This window comes from Streptomyces sediminimaris, from assembly GCF_047049295.1.
GTDB classification, from domain to species: Bacteria; Actinomycetota; Actinomycetes; order Streptomycetales; family Streptomycetaceae; genus Streptomyces; species Streptomyces sediminimaris.
The window spans coordinates 7,135,510-7,153,649 of the sequence record NZ_JBJWOT010000001.1 but is presented as its reverse complement, the minus strand read 5'-3'; the positions used below and the strand labels follow the sequence as shown (position 1 = coordinate 7,153,649).

Annotated in this window: 20 protein-coding genes and 1 tRNA gene; 8 read left to right on the top strand and 13 right to left on the bottom strand. The window is 73.3% G+C overall.

Features of this window, described 5'->3' with window-relative positions; translation table 11 throughout:
• Window positions 1-51: 51 nt before the first annotated feature.
• Window positions 52-1,902, bottom strand: a complete 1,851-nt coding sequence (locus ACJ9NR_RS32800) for an ABC transporter ATP-binding protein (RefSeq protein WP_412491060.1) — start codon at window positions 1,900-1,902, stop codon at window positions 52-54.
• A gap of 203 nt (window positions 1,903-2,105) precedes the next feature.
• Between ACJ9NR_RS32800 and ACJ9NR_RS32795 the strand changes: the two genes are divergently transcribed.
• Together ACJ9NR_RS32795 and ACJ9NR_RS32790 are read left to right on the top strand one after the other, a co-directional pair.
• A complete protein-coding gene (locus ACJ9NR_RS32795) occupies window positions 2,106-2,573 on the top strand; it encodes a hypothetical protein (protein WP_412491061.1) in 468 nt (155 codons plus the stop codon).
• Window positions 2,574-2,665: 92 nt separating this feature from the next.
• Window positions 2,666-4,339, top strand: a complete 1,674-nt coding sequence (locus ACJ9NR_RS32790; RefSeq protein ID WP_412491062.1) for a multicopper oxidase family protein — start codon at window positions 2,666-2,668, stop codon at window positions 4,337-4,339.
• 55 nt (window positions 4,340-4,394) lie between these two features.
• Here the strand turns inward: ACJ9NR_RS32790 and ACJ9NR_RS32785 are convergent.
• Window positions 4,395-4,471 (bottom strand) — tRNA-Pro (locus ACJ9NR_RS32785).
• Window positions 4,472-4,574: 103 nt separating this feature from the next.
• Between ACJ9NR_RS32785 and ACJ9NR_RS32780 the strand changes: the two genes are divergently transcribed.
• Complete coding sequence (locus ACJ9NR_RS32780) at window positions 4,575-5,111, top strand: DUF309 domain-containing protein (protein ID WP_412491063.1); 537 nt, start codon at window positions 4,575-4,577, stop codon at window positions 5,109-5,111.
• A 36-nt stretch (window positions 5,112-5,147) separates the two neighbouring features.
• Entirely contained in the window at window positions 5,148-5,921 is a 774-nt protein-coding gene (gene cobF / locus ACJ9NR_RS32775; RefSeq protein ID WP_412491064.1) for a precorrin-6A synthase (deacetylating), read from the top strand.
• Window positions 5,922-6,557: 636 nt separating this feature from the next.
• On the opposite strand, the gene ACJ9NR_RS32770 is transcribed toward cobF, so the two are convergent.
• The 5 genes from ACJ9NR_RS32770 to ACJ9NR_RS32750 all read right to left on the bottom strand — a co-directional run bounded on the left by ACJ9NR_RS32770 (window position 6,558) and on the right by ACJ9NR_RS32750 (window position 9,130).
• Entirely contained in the window at window positions 6,558-7,304 is a 747-nt protein-coding gene (locus ACJ9NR_RS32770) for a cobalt-precorrin-6A reductase (protein WP_412491065.1), read from the bottom strand.
• A gap of 280 nt (window positions 7,305-7,584) precedes the next feature.
• Complete coding sequence (ykgO, locus tag ACJ9NR_RS32765; protein WP_412491066.1) at window positions 7,585-7,707, bottom strand: type B 50S ribosomal protein L36; 123 nt, start codon at window positions 7,705-7,707, stop codon at window positions 7,585-7,587.
• A 21-nt stretch (window positions 7,708-7,728) separates the two neighbouring features.
• The gene (locus ACJ9NR_RS32760) at window positions 7,729-8,031 is read right to left on the bottom strand and encodes a type B 50S ribosomal protein L31 (protein WP_412491067.1); all 303 of its coding nucleotides are present in this window, start codon (window positions 8,029-8,031) and stop codon (window positions 7,729-7,731) included.
• Between the two features lie 46 nt (window positions 8,032-8,077).
• Complete coding sequence (gene rpmG, locus ACJ9NR_RS32755; RefSeq protein WP_412491068.1) at window positions 8,078-8,242, bottom strand: 50S ribosomal protein L33; 165 nt, start codon at window positions 8,240-8,242, stop codon at window positions 8,078-8,080.
• Between the two features lie 114 nt (window positions 8,243-8,356).
• The gene (locus ACJ9NR_RS32750; protein WP_412491069.1) at window positions 8,357-9,130 is read right to left on the bottom strand and encodes a sulfite exporter TauE/SafE family protein; all 774 of its coding nucleotides are present in this window, start codon (window positions 9,128-9,130) and stop codon (window positions 8,357-8,359) included.
• Between the two features lie 153 nt (window positions 9,131-9,283).
• Between ACJ9NR_RS32750 and ACJ9NR_RS32745 the strand changes: the two genes are divergently transcribed.
• The 4 genes from ACJ9NR_RS32745 (at window position 9,284) to ACJ9NR_RS32730 (ending at window position 11,834) form a co-directional block, all read left to right on the top strand.
• A complete protein-coding gene (locus tag ACJ9NR_RS32745; RefSeq protein WP_412491070.1) occupies window positions 9,284-10,093 on the top strand; it encodes an alpha/beta hydrolase in 810 nt (269 codons plus the stop codon).
• 185 nt (window positions 10,094-10,278) lie between these two features.
• On the top strand, window positions 10,279-10,761 hold the full coding sequence (locus ACJ9NR_RS32740; RefSeq protein ID WP_412491071.1) for a Dps family protein: 483 nt from the start codon (window positions 10,279-10,281) through the stop codon (window positions 10,759-10,761).
• A gap of 96 nt (window positions 10,762-10,857) precedes the next feature.
• Window positions 10,858-11,190 (top strand): DUF3140 domain-containing protein, encoded by a 333-nt coding sequence (locus ACJ9NR_RS32735; RefSeq protein WP_412491072.1) that lies wholly within the window; start codon window positions 10,858-10,860, stop codon window positions 11,188-11,190.
• Window positions 11,187-11,834 (top strand): HhH-GDP family DNA glycosylase, encoded by a 648-nt coding sequence (locus ACJ9NR_RS32730; protein ID WP_412491073.1) that lies wholly within the window; start codon window positions 11,187-11,189, stop codon window positions 11,832-11,834. Before ACJ9NR_RS32735 ends, ACJ9NR_RS32730 begins: the two co-directional genes overlap by 4 nt.
• Before the next feature lie 66 nt (window positions 11,835-11,900).
• On the opposite strand, the gene ACJ9NR_RS32725 is transcribed toward ACJ9NR_RS32730, so the two are convergent.
• From ACJ9NR_RS32725 to ACJ9NR_RS32700, 6 genes are read right to left on the bottom strand one after another with little or no spacing between them, the layout of a single operon-like run.
• A complete protein-coding gene (locus ACJ9NR_RS32725; RefSeq protein WP_412491074.1) occupies window positions 11,901-12,590 on the bottom strand; it encodes an SDR family NAD(P)-dependent oxidoreductase in 690 nt (229 codons plus the stop codon).
• The gene (locus ACJ9NR_RS32720) at window positions 12,587-13,462 is read right to left on the bottom strand and encodes a cupin domain-containing protein (protein WP_412491075.1); all 876 of its coding nucleotides are present in this window, start codon (window positions 13,460-13,462) and stop codon (window positions 12,587-12,589) included. Before ACJ9NR_RS32720 ends, ACJ9NR_RS32725 begins: the two co-directional genes overlap by 4 nt.
• Entirely contained in the window at window positions 13,459-14,811 is a 1,353-nt protein-coding gene (locus ACJ9NR_RS32715) for an amidohydrolase family protein (protein WP_412491076.1), read from the bottom strand. Before ACJ9NR_RS32715 ends, ACJ9NR_RS32720 begins: the two co-directional genes overlap by 4 nt.
• Before the next feature lie 22 nt (window positions 14,812-14,833).
• Window positions 14,834-15,832 carry an alpha-ketoacid dehydrogenase subunit beta gene (locus tag ACJ9NR_RS32710; RefSeq protein ID WP_412491077.1) on the bottom strand — a complete coding sequence of 333 codons (999 nt, stop codon included), beginning with the start codon at window positions 15,830-15,832 and terminating at the stop codon, window positions 14,834-14,836.
• Window positions 15,820-16,800, bottom strand: coding sequence for a thiamine pyrophosphate-dependent dehydrogenase E1 component subunit alpha (locus tag ACJ9NR_RS32705; RefSeq protein ID WP_412491078.1), 981 nt, complete (start codon window positions 16,798-16,800; stop codon window positions 15,820-15,822). Before ACJ9NR_RS32705 ends, ACJ9NR_RS32710 begins: the two co-directional genes overlap by 13 nt.
• Complete coding sequence (locus ACJ9NR_RS32700; RefSeq protein ID WP_412512748.1) at window positions 16,800-18,134, bottom strand: M24 family metallopeptidase; 1,335 nt, start codon at window positions 18,132-18,134, stop codon at window positions 16,800-16,802. Before ACJ9NR_RS32700 ends, ACJ9NR_RS32705 begins: the two co-directional genes overlap by 1 nt.
• Between the last annotated feature and the right edge of the window lie 6 nt (window positions 18,135-18,140).

Genomic DNA, 18,140 nt, shown 5'->3' with positions numbered 1-18,140 from the left:
CGGGCGGCCGTTCGACCAGGTGGACGTCCGCAGGCCCGGTCCGGCGCGGGCTCAGCGCAGGTCCGCGCCGGCGGGGTGTTCGTCCACGGGGGCGTCGGCCGCGGCGCTTTCGTCGGTGAGGAACCCGCCCGACTGGTGCCGCCACAGCTTGGCGTAGGCGCCGTCGGCGGCGAGCAGCTGACGGTGGCTGCCCTGTTCCACGATCCGCCCCCGGTCCAGGACGACGAGCCGGTCCATGGTGGCGACCGTGCTCAGCCGGTGCGCCACCACCAGCGCCGTGCGCCCCTCCATGAGCCGCCACAGCGCCGCCTGCACGAGGATCTCGCTCTCGGAGTCCAGGGCACTGGTCGCCTCGTCCAGCAGCAGGACCGGGGCGTCCCGCAGGATCGCCCGCGCCAGCGCGACCCGCTGGCGCTGCCCGCCGGACAGTTTGACGCCGCGCTCGCCCACCATGGTGTCGAAACCGTCGGGCAGCGCGTCGGCGAACTCGGTGACGTGCGCCGCCTCGGCCGCGCGGCGGACCTCGGCGTCGGTGGCGCCCGGCCGGGCGAAGGCGATGTTGTCGCGCAGGGTGCGGTGGAACATCGCCGGGTCCTGCGGCACGTAGGCGATCAGGCCGCGCAGGTCGGCCTGGCGCAGCGTGCTGATGTCCTGGCCGCCGATCAGGATGCGGCCGGACTGGACGTCCGTCATCCGCAGCAGCAGCCGGGTCAGGGTGGTCTTGCCGCCGCCGGACCGGCCGACGAGGCCCAGTTTCGTCCCCTCGGGCACGGTCAGGTCGAGGTTCTCGAAGAGGGGAGCGGCACCGTTGCCGTGGGCGAAGGTCACCCGCTCGAAGCGGACGTCGGCGGGGCCCGGCAGCAGCGGCTCCGGCCGGGCCGGGTCGAGTACGGTCGGCCGGGCCAGCAGCAGTTCGGTGAACTGCGCGGCCTCGGTCATCGAGCTCTCCAGGCGACGGTAGATCTGGTTGAAGTCGAACATGATCTTCGTGGCGTTGGTGTAGTACGTGAAGGCGACGACCACGGCCTCCACCCCGTGGCCGCCCCCGCCGATCGAGACCGCGAGCAGCAGGCCCAGGACGTTGGTCAGCACGGACATCGGCGCGACCAGCGTGTCGATGCGCAGGTTGCCGTAGTCCCACGACTTCAGCGTGAGCCGGCGCGAGTGGGCGACGCGGCGGCGGTGCTCGGCGGCCTCCATGGGCTCGGCGGCGAACGCGCGCACCGTGTCCATGTTCATCAGGCTGTCGGCGACGTGGCCCGCCACCCGGGCGATGGCTTCCTCGCGCCGGTCGACGAGCGCCTGGCGGCGCCGGATGAGCGGGGCGACGCACACCGCCGTCAGCGCGATCATCGCCAGCAGGCCGACGACGAGCAGGGGTTCGTAGCGCCACAGCACCACGGACCCGAACGCCAGCGGCACGAGACTGCCCAGGACGTTGAACGTCAGGGTGTCGGCGAAGTCGTTGAAGCGGGAGGCGAAGCTCAGCACCCGCTTGGTCAGCGCCCCGGCGAAGTTGTCGTGGAAGAACGCGGCGTCCTTGGCGAACAGCTCGTCCATCCCGATCACGTACAGGTGCTCGACGCCGAGGGCGCCGAGGCGGTTCAGACAGTGCAGGCCGATCCGCCACAGCACCTCCGCCAGCAGCAGGATGCCGGCGAAGCAGAGGACGTAGGGCAGAGCGGTTCTGATGCCGCCGTCGCCGTCGGCGGCGATACGGCTGACGAGCTTGGCGACGACGAGCGGCGCGACGTAGCTGATCCCGATGTTGCCCGCCGCCGGCAGCAGCATCGCGGGCACCGTCAGCCGCCGTAGCCGGGCCATCTCTCGTCCGTAGTGGCGCAGCGCCAGGAGCACGGAGCCCCCGCGCGGTGGAACCTCACGCGATTCAGGTAATCCCATCCCGATCCTGTGTGGTCGTCGCAATACGGGCAGGCAGGAAAGGGAGTGTCCCGCGAGAGGGCCCGCGCAGTCCAAGTGTTTTGTCCGGGTCGTCTCCGCCGGGCGCAGGCCGGCGCTTCCCGGGGGCCGCCGATCCGCCGCGTTACCCCCTCGGGGTACATTGACGGCGACGGGGCGTTTCAACTGGAGCACGGGCGGAAGCGATGGCGACAGCCGATCACCGAAGGGGTGACGTTCGTGGCGCCGCGCTCCGGTGGACGCACGCGGCCGCCGTGGTCCTGGTGGCGGTGCTCGCCGTTCTCGTCCACCACGAGACGGCCGGGGCGGTGGCCCATGCGCCCGCCGCCGCGGCCTCGGGGACGGCTCGCCCCGCAGGCACGCACCACTCGGCCGTGGCGGCCGTGCCCGCCGTCACGTGTGGTCACGCCGTCGAAATGGCGTCCGGCGCGACGGCGCCGGTCGCGTCCGACCCGGACGGGGCGTGCTCCGGCACCGGTACGCAGCACTGTTCCGCCGCGGGTGTCGACACGGCGAAGCTCGCGCCTCCCCACCGGCCCTTCACCGGCTGGGCCCCGGGCCTGCCTCCCGGTGCCGCCGCCGGCCGGGACGTCCCGGGCACGACGGACCGGGCCCCACCGGACCTCTCGGTCCTCTCTCGATTTCTGCTCTAGGCCGCCGCACACGGCCGCGCGCGTGCACACGCGCGCTCAGCCGTGCCCGCACGCGACTGGAACCAAGCGACATCGAGACAAGGACACCCCCTGTGAACAGCATGAACCGCCGCTCCGTCCTGCTGGCCGGACTCGGCGCCGCGGGCGCGGGCGCGCTCGCCGCCTGCAGCCGCTCCGGCAGTGCGCCGGCCCTGGTCAGCCCGTCGGGGCCGGCCGTGTCCGCCGTCGACGAACAGCGCGTCAGGACCGGCAGGACGCACGAGCTGACGCTGACCGCGGCCCGGGCCAAGGTCGATCTGGGCGCCGGAATCACCCCCGTGACCTGGGCCTTCAGCGGCCGGACGCCGGGCAGGGAGCTGCGCGTCCCGGCCGGCGACACGCTGGCCGCCACGCTGTCCAACCAGCTGCCCGGCCGGGCCACGACCTCCGTCCACTGGCACGGCATCGCCCTGCGCAACGACATGGACGGCGTGCCGCCGGTCACCCAGACGGCCGTGCGGGCGGGGCGCGACTTCACCTACCGGTTCACCGCGGACACCCCCGGCACCTACTTCTTCCACCCGCACGTCGGCGTCCAGCTCGACCGCGGCCTGTACGCGCCGCTGATCGTGGAGGACCCCAGGGAGCCCCTGCCGTACGACGAGGAGTGGGTGGTCGTCCTCGACGACTGGCTCGACGGCGTCACCGGCACCCCGGACGAGGTGTTCGCCGAGCTGCGGCACGGCATGGGCGGGACGGACACGGGCGGTGCGGGCATGGACGGTACGCACATGGGCGAGGACTCCGGCAGCCCGTCCGGCGCCCCGGGCCACGACATGGGCCACGACATGGGGGACATGGGCGGGACGGACATGGGCGGCTCCGGCTCCACGGGAGCGGCGAGCACGGCCGGTTCGCCGTCCCCGGCCGCCACTGGAGGCGCGGGCCACTCGTTCATGCTGATGGGCGCCGAGAGCCCGCTGCTCGGGGGAGACGCCGGCGACGTGAGGTACCCCTACCACCTGGTCAACGGTCGCGTTCCGGCCGACCCGGAGGTCTTCCGCGCCAAGCCCGGCAAGCGGGTCCGGCTCCGCCTGATCAACGCCGGCGGCGACACCGCGTACCGTGTCGCCCTCGGCGGTCACCGGCTCACCCTGACCCACACCGACGGCTTCCCCGTCCGGCACCAGCAGGTCGACACCGTGCTGATCGGCATGGGGGAGCGCTACGACGCGCTGGTCACCCTGGGCGACGGTGTCTTCCCCCTGGTCGCACTGGCGGAGGGCAAGAACGCCCTCGGCAGGGCGCTGGTGCGCACGGGCCCGGGCGCCGCGCCGGCAGCGACGGTGCGTCCGAAGGAGCTGGACGGAATGATCATGACTGCCTCGCAGCTGCGCGCGGCGGAGGACGTCCGGCTGACACAAAGGAAGACGGACCGGGTCCACCGGATCGAGCTGACCGGCGGCATGACGTCCTACGACTGGGCCGTCAACGGCAAGCGGTTCGATATGAGCCACCCGGCCGCGAACCCGATCACGGTCGAACGGGGCGAGCGGGTGCGGCTGGACTTCGTCAACACCACCACCATGTGGCACCCGATGCACCTGCACGGCCACACGTACCAGATCGGCGGCAGCGGCCCGCGCAAGGACACCGCGATCGTCCTGCCGAAGAAGACCATGTCGGTCTTCTTCGACGCGGACAACCCGGGGCGGTGGATGCTGCACTGCCACAACGCCTACCACGGCGAGGCGGGAATGATGGCTCTGGTGGGCTACCGGGCCTGAACACGAACGGCCGCTCTCCCCTTCACGGGAGAGCGGCCTCCGACCGCGTCAAAGCTGGTCGGGACGACAGGATTTGAACCTGCGACCCCTTGACCCCCAGTCAAGTGCGCTACCAAGCTGCGCCACGTCCCGGTGCGCCTCGCGTGGTGGAACCACGTGATCGCGCGGACAGTACTTTACCCCACGCCGGGGACCGCCTTCGAGACGGGCCGCGGGGCGCGCGACAATCGGTGCCATGGCCAGCACTTCCTCACAGGACTCAGGACGGTCGGCCCTCCCGCGGGACCGGGACGGCGAGGGGCGGGCGCGCAACGCGCGCCCGCGCGACGGGCTCGGGCGGCCGCTGCCGTACGGCGCGGAGGGGGTGGACCGGCAGCCCGAGGGCGTCGTGCGTACGCCCTGGCGGACCGTCGCCGAGGCGCAGGAGCTGCTGGACGCGGGAAAGCCCTTCCACGCGCACGAGGTGTTCGAGGACGCCTGGAAGTCGGGCCCGGAGCAGGAGCGGACCCTGTGGCGGGGGCTGGCGCAGGTCGCCGTGGGCCTGACGCACGCGGCCCGCGGGAACGCCACGGGCGGCGCCCGGCTGCTGCGGCGCGGTGCCGGGGCCGTCGAGGAGTGGGCCGCGCGGACGGGACAGCGACGGCCGTACGGGATGGATCCGGCCGGAGTGGTCCGCTGGGCGCGGGAGCTGGCGGCCGATGTGGAGGAGGGCGGCGGCCGGCCCGTCGACGCCGGGGCGCGGGCCCCGCGGCTGCGGGGCCGGACCCCGTAGGCAGGCACTGTCAGTGGCGTACGGCAGACTCGGGGTGTGCGAAGGATTCATGTCATCGGTATCGGCGCGGGCGACCCCGACCAGCTGACGCTTCAGGCGGTCAGGGCGCTGCGGAGCACGGACGTGTTCTTCCTGCTCGACAAGGGCGAGGTGAAGGACGACCTCACGCAGCTCCGCCGGGACATGCTGGACGCGCACATACCCGACCCGGGGTCCTACCGCGTGGTCGAGGCGCGGGACCCGGAGCGGGACAGGAAGGCCGGCGGCGCGGCCTACTCGCCCGCCGTCGGGGACTGGCGCCGTGCCCGCGCGGACATCTACGAGCGGCTGATCGCCGAGGAGCTGGGCGAGGACGACAGCGGCGCGTTCCTGGTGTGGGGGGACCCGGCGCTGTACGACAGCACGCTCGCGATTCTCGAGGAGGTGCGGGAGCGGGGCGGCGTCGACTTCGCGTACGACGTCGTGCCGGGCATCAGCAGCGTCTCGGCCCTCGTCGCCCGCCATCGCACGGGGCTGAACCGCGTCGGCCGGCCCGTTCAGATCACCACCGGGCGGCGGCTCGCCGAGGGCTTCCCCGAGGGGGTCGACGACGTGGTGGTGATGCTGGACGCGCACCAGTCGTTCCGCCAGTACGCGGGCGAGGACATCCACATCTACTGGGGGGCGTACCTGGGCACCCCGGACGAGATCCTCGTCTCCGGACCGATCGGCGAGGCCGGACCGGAGATCGAGCGGGTGCGGGCCGAAGCGCGGCAGCGCAAGGGCTGGATCATGGACACGTATCTGCTGCGCCGCCATCCCGGGAAGTGAGCACGCTCCTCCGGCCGCGTACGGGATGCCACGCCCGGCCGGGGGAACGGGTCCGGCGGGACGTCGGCCGCCCTCGGGCAGCCGGCGGGACGTCGGCCGCCCTCGGGCACCGATCCGCGGCTCGGGGCCGCGGGCACCGGTCCGCGGGGCCAGGGCCTCGGGCGCCGCCTGCGGGCTCGGGCCTCGGCACCCGGCCTGCGGGGGCAGGGCCTCGGGCGCTGCCTGCGGGGGCAGAGTCTCGGGCGCCGCCTGCGGGCTCGGGCCTCGGCACCCGGCCTGCGGGCTCGGGGCCTTGGGCACCGGCCTGCGGGGGCAGGGCCTCGGGCGCCGCCTGCGGGCTCGGGCCTTGGCACCCGGCCTGCGGGCTCGGGGCCTTGGGCACCGGCCTGCAGCCACGGGGATGGGAGCTGCGACCTGCGGATACGGGCCGAGGACACGAGCTGCGGACCCGAGCTGGCCCGCCGGGCCGCAGGCCGCAGGCCGCAGGCCGCAGGCCGCAGGCCGCAGCGGGCAGGATCGCGCGCGTCCGCCGGTCGGGGGCCCGGACCCGCGGGTGGTCGGCGGAGCCGGGGGCGAGCGGGCGGGCCGGACGGCGGTCAGGGCCCCGACCGGCGCCTTCCCGTCACCCCGTTCGTCTCACGGTGAGCCGAGACCCAGCCGTTCGAGCGCTCCCGCCACGTCCGGTACCGCGCGTACGCCCTGCGGCAACGGCGGCCGGCGAACCACCACCACCGGCAGCCCGAGTCGGCGTGCGGCCGTGAGCTTGGCGGCCGTCGCCGCTCCCCCGCTGTCCTTGGTCACCAGGACGTCGACGAGGTGCTCCCGCAGCAGCGAGGTCTCGTCGGCGACCGTGAACGGCCCCCGGGCGAGCAGCACTTCGGTGTGCGGGGGCATCGGCGGCCCGGGGGGCTCGACCGACCGTACGACGAAGTGCAGGTCCGTCAGGTGCGCGAAGGCGGCCAGGCCCAGTCGGCCGGTGGTCAGGAACGCCCGGGAGCCGAAGCGCGGCAGCAGCTCCGCGGCGGCGGTGAGCGACGGGACCATGTGCCAGCGGTCGCCGGGGCCGGGCCGCCAGCCCGGGCGGCGCAGCACCACCACGGGCACACCGCTCGCCGCCGCGGCCTGCGCCGCGTTCGCCGTGATCTTCTCGGCGAAGGGGTGCGTGGCGTCGACGAGGGCGTCCACGTGCTGTTCGCGCAGCCAGTCGGCCAGGCCAGCCGCCCCGCCGAACCCTCCGACGCGTACGTCCCCCACCGGTGCGCCCGGCCGGGTCACGCGCCCGGCCAGGGAAGTGGTGACACGCACACCCGGGCGCGCCGCGAGCGCGGCGGCCAGCTCGCGGGCCTCCGTGGTGCCGCCGAGGATCAGGATGTGGGGGGACATGGGGTGAGCGTACGAGGCAGTGGGCGGACCGGTGTGCGGGGGACCGCACTCGCGGCGCTCCGGCCACCGGGCACCGGCCACCGGCCAACGGCCACCGGCCACCGGCCACCGGCCGAGCGATCGGCGGCTCAACGTCCGACGGCTCACCGCTGATCACCGACGACCGCCTGGGCGGTGCGGTGGCCGAACGCCGGTGGCGCGGCGGCACGGTGGCCTGACCGCGGACGGCCGCCCGGTGGCATGCCGGGCGGCCGTCCGTGGTGGCGGACTCCGGGCCGCGTCAGCCCTGGCGGGCCTTGACGCGCGGGTCCTTCTTGTTGATGACGAAGACCACACCGCGGCGGCGGACCACCTGAGCGCCGGGCCTGGACTTCAGTGAGCGCAGGGAGTTGCGCACCTTCATGATTCTGCTCTCCTGGTTCTCCTACTTCTCCTGCTTTCCCTGCTTCTCCCGGTCGTCCTGGTTCTCCTGGTGACGCGTCGCAGCACGGCCGTAGCGGCGCTCGAAGCGCTCCACTCGGCCGGCGGTGTCCAGGACCCGCGACCTGCCGGTGTAGAAGGGGTGGCTCGCCGACGAGATCTCGACGTCGATGAGCGGGTAGGTGTTGCCGTCCTGCCACTCGATCGTCCTGGCCGAGTCGGCGGTGGAACGGGTCAGGAACGCGGCGTCCGCGGCGCGGTCGCGGAAGACGACGAGCCGGGAGTCGGGATGGATGCGGGGCTTCATGGGGTTACCTCCTCGGTGCCCTGGGTGCCGGGCGGCGCGGGTTCGTTCAGCGCTCCTCGCGGAACGCGACGTGCTCGCCGGCCACCGGGTCGTACTTGCGCAGGACCAGCCGGTCGGGGTGGTTCCGGCGGTTCTTGCGGGTCACGTAGGTGACGCCGGTACCGGCCGTCGACCTCAACCTGACGACGGGGCGCGCGGTGCTGCGTGCCATGAGGTCCTCCTTTCGCCCACGCCCTGGATCTTTGATCCGAGCATGCCAATCACAGTGACTGGAACACCGCCGCCCGCCGCCGCATTCCCGCCGCGCGCCGCCCGCCGCGGGGGCTCAGCGCAGCAGGAGCTGCAGCCCGCCCACGATCGTGGCCGCGATGACGAGCTGTTCGAAGAGGCGCTGGTTGATGCGGCTGACGGCCCACTTGCCGATGAACGCGCCGGGTACGACGAACAGGGCGAGGGCCGCGTCGAGGAGCAGCGAGGAGCCGTCGATCAGACCCAGGCCGGCGCTGAAGGGGACCTTGGAGACGTTCACGATGAGGAAGAAGAACGCCGACGTGCCCAGGAAGCCGAGCTTGCGGAAACCCGCGGACAGCAGGTACATCGACATCACGGGGCCGCCGGCGTTGGCGACCATCGTGGTGAAACCGCCGAGGACACCGTAGGAGCGGGCCTTGGCGCGGCCGGAGCGGGTGCCCACCGAGTCCGGCTCCTCCCCGGCCTCCGCCGTGCGCCGCCGCCAGAGGGTCACGCCCGCCATCAGCAGCAGGATCGCGCCGATCGACGTGCGTACGACGGCGTCGTCGGCCCAGACCAGGAACAGCGTGCCGGCCACCACGCCCGCCGCCACCGCCGGGAACAGCCGCCACAGCGTCGGCCAGTGGGCGTGGCGCCGGTAGGTCAGGACGGCGAGGACGTCGCCCACGATCAGGACGGGCAGGAGCACGCCCGTGGAGGCACGCGCGGGCAGGACCGCCGCGAAGACGGCGAGGCTGACCGTGTTGGCCCCGCTCACGGCGGTCTTGGAGAAGCCGACCAGGAGCGCGGCGAAGGCGAGGGCGGCGAACTCCCAGCCGGATATGTGCCAGAGCGTCATCGTGTTCATGCGGTGACCGATGGTATGTGCAGACATACGGGCCGGTAAGTACCGTCTCGCCTGTCGGCCCTTCCACCCCGCCTGTCGGCCCTTCCGCCGCGGGGAGATCCGGATCATGCTGAGAGTCTTGCGGCACCGTTCACCGACGCAGCTGGAGGAGACATGGCCGACGCCCGCGAGCACGTCCTGGCCGGCACCCGGGGCACGATCACCGCACGCGAATGGGCCCGCGAACGGCCGCGCTGCGTCGCCCTGGTGGTGCACGGCTACGGCGAGCACGTCGGCCGGTACGAGGAACTGGCCGCGGTACTGACCGGGTACGGCGCCGCCGTGTTCGGGCCCGACCACATGGGCCACGGCTCGTCGGCGGGCGAGCGGGTGCTGATCGAGGACTTCGAGGACGTGGTCACCGACGTCCACACCGTGGCCGACCTGGCCCGCTCGACGTGTCCCGGCGTGCCGCTCGTCCTCATCGGGCACTCCATGGGCGGCCTGATCGCGGCCCGCTACGCCCAGCGGTACGGCGACGAACTGGCCGCGCTGGTGCTGTCCGGGCCGGTGATCGGCGCATGGGAGCTGCCGGGGCGGCTGCTGGCGTTGGACGAGATCCCCGACACGCCCATCAGCCCGGCCGCGCTCTCCCGGGACCCGGCGGTCGGGGCGGCGTACGCCGGTGATCCCCTGGTCTGGCACGGGCCGATGAAGCGGCCGACGCTGGAGGCGTTCGCCCGGACGCTGGGGACCGTCGCCGAGGGCGGCGGCGTCGGCCGGCTGCCGCTGCTGTGGCTGCACGGCGACGACGACCGGCTCGTCCCCCTGCCCGGGAGCCGCGTCGGGGTGGAACGGCTCGGCGGCGAGCGCGTCACCGAACGGATCTACCCCGGCGCCCGGCACGAGGTCTTCAACGAGACGAACAAGGCCGAGGTCTTCGCCGACCTTGTCCGCTTCCTGGACGACGTACTCACGAAGTGAGACGGGGCAAGGCGCTCCGGCGGGTGTTTGCCCCACTTCGACCTGGGCACTCGCGGCCACGTGGAGGGGTCGCGGGTGCGGCCTGCGCGGGTGGAGGGCCCGGAGGGGCGGGTGCGGGGACCCGCGCGGGCGCACGCCGCACCGCTCCGCGGCGGCAGGCACTACGCCAGAAGGAGAGCACCCCTATGACTGTGGTGAAGAGCACGCTTCCGGAGCCGGCCCGCAAGATCGCCGGCGAGGCTCTGCAGGGCACCCTCGTGGATCTTCTCGGGCTCTCACTGATCGGCAAGCAGGCGCACTGGAACATCGTGGGCCCGCGGTTCCGCTCGATCCATCTCCAGCTCGACGAGGTGGTGGACACCGCACGCACCTACGCCGACACGGTGGCCGAGCGCGCCGCCGCGCTCGGTCTGCCGCCCGACGGCCGGCCCGAGACGATCGCGACGGGCTACACGCTGCCCGGCCCGAAGGAGGGCTGGCTGCGCGACACGGAGGTCGTCCAGGTGGTCGCGGACGCCCTGGAGGCGGCGATCGGACGGCTGCGCGAGCGCATCGCCGCGACCGGCGAGCCGGACCCGGTCACCCAGGACCTGCTGATCGGCATCACCGCCGAGTTCGAGAAGCAGCGGTGGATGTTCGACGCCGAGAACTGGCCGCGCGACAACTGACCCGCCCCCGGCCTCAGTACCGGCCGAGGGGCCCGGACGGGTACGCGGGCCGCGTACCGACGGACCGGAGCACATACCGACGGAAAGGGGTGCCCGATGACCGACGCCCTCGAACTCGACGCGCTGTGGGAGGACTTCCACCGCGTGGTGAACATGACCTCGCAGGAGCTGGCCGCCTGGCTGCGGGTCGCCGACGCCGACGAGACCACCGAGCCGCTGCCCGATCAGGCGGGCCCGCCCACCGGGCAGCACGTCCTCGCGATCCTGCAGAAGCGGCGCACCGACCTCACCGACGACGACATCCGGGTGATGTACACGGTGGTGGACACGGTGGCGGCGCAGACCGATCCGGAGAACGAGCCCGAGGCCGAGGACTCCGACCGCAGGCACCGGCTGATGACGATCGGCCACGACCCGCTGAAGCCGTGAGCGACCGGCAGAGCGTGGTGCGGGAGCTCGTCGGGGAGCACGGGCGGACGTACGCCGAGGACGCGGGCATCAAGCTCAAGGACACGCCCCAGCCGCTGTTCCAGCTGCTCGTCCTCGCGCTGCTGCTCAGTGCCCGCATCCGCGGGTCCATCGCCGTCGACTCCGCACGCGAGCTGTACGAGGCGGGGCTGCGCGACCCGCGGCGGATGGCCGGGGCCGACTGGCAGCAGCGGGTGGACGCGCTGGGCCGCGGCGGCTACCGGCGCTACGACGAGCGCACCGCCACCCAGCTCGGCGAGGCCGCCGAGCTGGTGAGCGAGCGGTGGGGCGGGGACCTGCGGCGGATGCGCGAGGAGGCGGACGGCGACACCGGCCGGCTGCGCGCCCTGCTCCAGGAGGTCCCGGGCCTGGGGCCGGCCGGCGCCGACATCTTCCTGCGCGAGGCCCAGCGGGTCTGGCCGGAGGTCGCGCCGTACCTGGACCGCAAGGCCCTCGACGGAGCGCGGCGCCTGGGCCTGCCGAAGGACCCCGACCGGATCGTGGAGCTCGCCGGGGACACCGAACCCGCCGTGCTCGCCGCCGCGTTGGTGCGGGCGGCGCTCGACAAGGAGGTGGCCGAGGACAGCCGCCGGCACGCCTCGTGACCGTAGGGTGGCGGGCCTCCGCCGGCCCGGTCGGCCGTGACCGGCCGCGGTGCCGTGCTGTGCCGCTCAGCCCAGCAGCCATCCCCCGTCCACGCTCAGCTCCACGGCGTTGACCGACCTGTTGCGCAGCAGGAAGTCCACGGCGTCCACGACGTCCGCCATGGTGGCGAGGCGCCCGGTCGGGGTCCGCGCCCTGAGGTCGGCCAGCACCGCCTCCGGTTTGTCCCGCCAGTAGGGGCTGTCGCCGACGACACCGGGGTGGACGGCGTTGACGCGGACCGGGGCCAGTTCGACCGCGAGGGTGTTCACCAGGCCCCGGACCCCCGCGTTGACCGTCGCGACCGTGGTGGCGCCCGGATAGGGGCGTTCCTTGGCCTGGCCGCCGAACACGACGATCGCGCTGTCGTCGTGCAGACGGGGCCGCAGACGGTGGACGACCTCGGTGTAGCCGACGAGCTTGAGGGTCACCAGGCGCAGTGCGGCGGTGATGTCGTACTCGGTGGCCCGGTTCTCGTCGCGGGAGACACCCGCGAGAACCAGGTGGTCGACGCGTCCGACATCGGTGAGCGCCCCGGCGAGCTCCCGCGGCCGGGCGAGGTCCAGGGCGAGACCACGGGCGCCGATCTCCTTGGCGACCGCGTCGGCGCGGTCGGGGTCGCGGCCGGTGAGGACGACCTCGTCGCCCCGCTCCGCGCGTACGCGTGCGAACTCGCGGCCGATGCCCGACGTACCGCCGACGACCACCACACTGCTCATGACTCCAGGGCCTCCCTCAGGTACTCCCAGTCCCGGGTGAACCGGTACGAGTGGCGCGGTGGCGGCTGCGGCGCCTGGGTCTCCAGCCACCGCAGCGGCCCCTGACCGGCGTTGGCGAAGCCGTGCACGCAACCGGCGCCGGCCCAGGCGCAGTCACCGGGCCCCAGCCGGTGGTGCTCGCCGTCGAAGACCGCGTCCGCCTCCCCTTCGAGGAAGTAGTAGGTCTCCTCGAAGGGGTGGTCGTGGCTGCCCGCGACGCCGTCGGGCGCGTACTGGACCATGAACATCGTCGAGGCGACCGCGCCGAGGTCGCCGTCGACCATCATCTTGACCGTGATGCCGCTGTAGACGAGCAGGGCGGTGCGCATGCTCGCGGAGACGGCCAGCAGGTCCTGGGACTGCTTGCCCGGGTCCATCTGGGCGGGTTCGAAGTGACCGAAGGAGCGGGTGCGCGGGTCGCGGACGTCGATGCGCACGGGGTGGCGCGCGGGCAGGTCGCGCACCCGCTGCGTGTCGTGCCCGTAGCGGGCCCGCGGCACGGGCGCGAGCATGTCCGCCCAGCGGGCGGCTGTGCCGCCGGTGCCGCGCCAGGCGTGCGGGACGCCCGTGGGGAGGACGCCGTAGTCGCCCTCCTCCAGCAGCCAGGACCCCTCGGGCAGGTCGAGGACGACGGTGCCGCCGAGGATGTGGAAGCTCTCCTCGTAGGAGTGCACATGGGCCGGTACCCGGCCGTCCGGCCGCAGTTCGCACACCCCGAAGCCGGTGTGCACGCTGCCGTCGTCCTCGCCGACCAGGGTCCTGCGCCGGTGACCGTGCGCGTCGTACGGCGGCTCGGGCACGTCCGCGGCCCGTCGCACCAGATACCCGGTCATGCCGTCCGTTTCGCCTCCTTCGCCGCCAGGAGCCGGTCGCGGGAGGCCTCGACGAGGCGGCGCGCCCGGGCGACGTCGCCGGTGAGCCGTCCGTCGCGCTTGCGGATCACGCCGTCGACGATGACCGTCTCGACGTTGGAGACGTCCGCGCACAGCGTGACCGCGGCGGCCGCGTCGTGCACCGGCGCCATGTTCGGCGCGGTGGCGTCGAGGGCGACGACGTCGGCGCGCTTGCCGGGGGTCAGGGAACCGGTGCGGTGCTCCAGTCCCGCGACGTGCGCGCCGTTGGCCGTCGCCGTCTCCAGCATCCGGCGTGCCGTCAGCATCGTTTCGGGGACGGGCACGTCGGCCTGCCAGCACTCGGCGTTGACCCGGGCCCGCTCGGCGCCGAAGGCCGCGCGGATCTGGGTGAACATGTCGCCGGGCACGGTGGTGACGACGTCGATGCTGAGGCTGGGCCGCAGGCCGTGTGCGACGGCTTTCATCACGGGCGGCCAGCCGTGCCCCATCTGCGTCTCCACCTGCGGCGCGATCGACACGGTGCCGCCGCTGTCGGCGACCATCCGCCACTCGTCCTCACTGAGGTAGCAGCAGTGGACGTAGGTGGTGTCGGGCCCGAGGAGCCCCATCTCGTGCAGCTGCCCGACCATGCCGAAGCGGCCGGCCAGCCGTCCCATGGCGACGTGCACGGTGATGGGGATGCCGAGTTCGCGGGCGAGGGCCCATTCGGAGGTGACGACCTCGCTCCGGCAGAAGCCGGGGCCGCGGGTGGCCAGGGCCATGGTCAGCAGGCCGTCGTCCGAGGCGAAGTACTTGGTGCGGATACGGCGGACGTCGTCCCCGGGTATCGCGATCTTGCTGTCGAACCAGTAGTCGGCGAGGGAGGTGTTGGCGCTGCCGTAGGCGTACTGGGCGCGGATGCCGCTCTCGGCGAGCGCCTGGACCGCGGCGTCCGGGTGGTCGGGGGTGTTGTTGATGTGGGACCAGTCGACGAGCGTCGTGATGCCGGCGTTGAGGCACTCCAGGGCACCGGCGAGGTTGGCCGCGTAGACGTCCTCGGGGGTGTAGAGCGGGGCGAAGGTGTCCAGGATGTCGACGAAGTAGTCGTCGAGGGTGGCGTCGGGGGCGACGCCGCGGATCGAGGCCTCCCAGGTGTGGCGGTGGGTGTCGACGAAGCCGGGGATCACGATGCGCCCGGTCATGTCCAGGACCTGGGCGTCCGCTCCGATCTCGGGCCGCACGGCCGCGACGCGGCCGTCCTCGATGAGGACGTCACCCCTCGGCAGCTCCCTGACGGAGGCGTCCATGGAGATCACGTGTCCGCCGCGAAGGAGTATCCGATCGGTCATCGCGCTTCCTCCTCAGGGGTGTTCAGTACGCGGCGAGACTCCTCACGGCCGCCACGACCTTGGCTACGGTGGGGATGACCCGCTCCTCGAGCGCGTCGGCGAACGGCAGCGGGACGCACTCGCCCGCGACCCGGCGCACGGGCGCGTCCAGCAGGGAGAACCCCTCGTCGGCGACGACCGACACGAGGGTGGCGCCCCAGCCGCCCTGGTAGGGGTTCTCCTCGACGGTCACCAGCCGCGAGGTCTTCGCGAGGGAGGCGAGGACGGTCGCGGTGTCCAGCGGGACGAGACTGCGCAGGTCCACGATCTCCGCGTCGACGCCCTCCTCGGCGAGCCGTGCGGCGGCCTCCAGCGCCACCGGCACCATCGCGGCGAGCGCCACCAGCGTCACGTCGGCGCCCTCGCGCACGACGGCCGCGCGGCCCAGCTCGACGACGTGGTCCGGTGGCGGCGGGGCGCCCTTGCTCGCGAGCAGCCCCTTGTGCTCGAAGAAGACGACGGGGTCCTCGCTGCGGACGGCCGCCGCCATCATCCCGATGACGTCGGCGGGGGTGGCGGGGGCCGCGATCTTCAGCCCCGGCACGGTCAGCGCCCAGTTCTCGGTGGCCTGGGAGTGCTGCGCGCCGAAGCCGAGGCCACCGCCGTTGGCGGTGCGCACGACGAGGGGAACGGTGACCTGGCCGCCCGTCATGTACCGCACCTTGGGGATCTCGTTGGCGAGGTAGTCCCAGCAGCAGGCCAGGAAGTCGGAGAACATGATCTCGGCGACCGGCCGCATCCCGGTCATCGCGGCGCCCATCGCCGCGCCCACGATGGCCTGTTCGGAGATGGGCGTGTCCCACACCCGCTCGGGCCCGAACTCCTTCAGCAGCCCGGCGGTGGTCTTGAACACCCCGCCGGCCTCGCCGATGTCCTCCCCCAGGCACACGACGGCCGCGTCGCGCCGCATCTCCCGTGCGATGCCCTCGGCGACCGCCTCCCGGTAGGTGATGACGTCACGGCCCGCCGTCACGTCCGCCATGCCGCACCCCCGTCCGCCCACACGTCGGTCAGCGCCTCGTCCGGATCGGGCGGCGGCGCGTGCTTCGCCGCCTCGACCGCCCGCCGCACGAGGTCGCGGGCGCGCTCGTCGGCGGCGGTGAGCGTCTCCCCGGTCACGCCCAGCTCGGCGAGGCGTCCGCGGGCCACGTCCAGCGGGTCGTGCCCGAGCCAGCGTTCGACCTCCTCGGCCGGACGGTAGGCGGCCGGGTCGGCGCGGCTGTGGCCGAAGTGGCGGTAGGTCTCGGCCTCCAGGAGAGCGGGCCCGTCTCCCGCCCGGGCCCGCCGGGCCAGGGCGGCCACCGCCTCCCGCACGGCGACGACGTCGTTGCCGTCGACGGTCTCGCCCGGGATGCCGTAGGAGGGGGCCCGGTCCGCCGCGGGCCGGGCGACGGCCGTGACGTCGGCGATCGGCGTGTACTCCATGTACAGGTTGTTCTCGCAGACGAACAGCACGGGCAGCTTCCACACGGCGGCCAGGTTGAGCGCCTCGTGGAAGGCGCCGATGTTGGTCGCGCCGTCGCCGAAGAAGGCGACCGCGATCTGTCCGGTGCCGCGCAGCCGGGCGGACCAGGCGGCGCCGACCGCCATCGGGAGGTGGGCGCCGACGATGGCGTAGGAGCCGAGCATGTTCTCGGACGCCTTCGTCAGGTGCATGGAGCCGCCCTTGGCCTTGCACAGTCCCGTCGCGCGGCTCATCAGCTCGGCCAGGCACTCCTCGGGGGTGGCGCCGCGGGCCATGGCGTGGTGGTGGCCGCGGTAGGTGGCGAAGACGTAGTCGTCGGGGCGCAGCGCGGCGCTCGCGCCGACGGCGATCGCCTCGTGCCCGGCGGCGAGGTGGGTGGTGCCCTTGACCAGGCCGGACAGGAACAGGTCGTGCGCGGCCTGCTCCGTACGGCGGATGACGGCCATCTGCTCGTACAGGGTGAGGAGTTCCTCCGGGCCGGCCATCAGGTGCTCCCGTCGCCGCGGGTGTTGAGGTGGGACTGGGACTCCCGGCGGGTGTTCAGCTCGCCGCCGACGGTCCAGTACTTGCGGCCCGCGACCAGCAGTTCCTCGGCCGGGAACTTGGTGATGACCTCGCAGCCGTCGGCGGTGACGACCAGCTCCTCCTCGATACGGGCGGCGGACCAGCCGTCGGCGGCCGGCCAGTAGGTCTCCAGGGCGAAGACCATGCCCTCTTCGAGGACTTCGGGGTGGTCGAGGGAGACCAGGCGGCTGAAGATGGGCTTCTCCCAGATCGACAGGCCGACGCCGTGGCCGTACTGCAGCGCGAAGGCGGCGGTCTCGTCGGCGAAGCCGAACTCCTCGGCGCGCGGCCAGACCCGGACGACGTCGGCCGTGGTCGCGCCGGGGCGGACCAGGGCGATGGCCTCGTCCATGTACGCGCGGCAGCGCACATAGGCGTCGCGCTGCGCCCGGGAGGCGCTGCCGACGGCGAAGGTGCGGTAGTAGCAGGTGCGGTAGCCGAGGTGGCTGTGCAGGATGTCGAAGAAGGCGGGGTCGCCGGGGCGGATCAGGCGGTCGCTGTAGACGTGCGGGTGGGGTGAACAGCGTTCGCCGGAGATCGCGTTGACGCCTTCGACGTACTCGCTGCCGAGGTCGTAGAGGACCTTGCTGACGAGGCCGACGCACTCGTTCTCGCGCACCCCGGGGCGCAGGTGTCCGTACAGTTCCTCGTAGGCGGCGTCCACCATCGCGCAGGCCTGGGTGAGCAGGGAGATCTCGTCGCGGGTCTTGGTGCGGCGGGCCTCCAGGAAGACCTGCTGGCCGTCGACGACGTCGATGCCCTCGGCGCGCAGGGCCATGAGGACGGGCATCTCGGCCACGTCGACGCCGAGGGGCTCGCCCGCGAGGCCGTGGTCGCGCAGTTCGCCGGCGATCTTGCGGGCCACGTCCTCGGCGATCCCCGCGTCCGGATGGAAGGCGCCGCGCAGGGTGGAGATCCCGGCCCGGGCGCCGGTGGGCTCGCCGCCCTTGCCGTCGCTGTAGTCGAGCCAGGGGTTGTAGAGCTGGTGGTGGCGGGCGGCGGAGCCGAAGTCCCAGACGACCGGTTCGCCGCCGCGCACCAGCAGGGCGAAGCGGATCAGCTTGTCCATCGCCCAGGTGCCGATGTGCGTGGCGGTCATGTAGCGGATGTTGGCGAAGTCGAAGCTCAGCAGGGCGCCGAGCGAGGAGCGGTTCAGCCGGTCGTTCAGCCGGGACAGGCGCTCCTTGCGCAGCCGGTCCAGGTCGACGCGCTCTTCCCAGTCGACGGCGTTCGGGCCGTACGTGCGGATCGCCATGGCGAC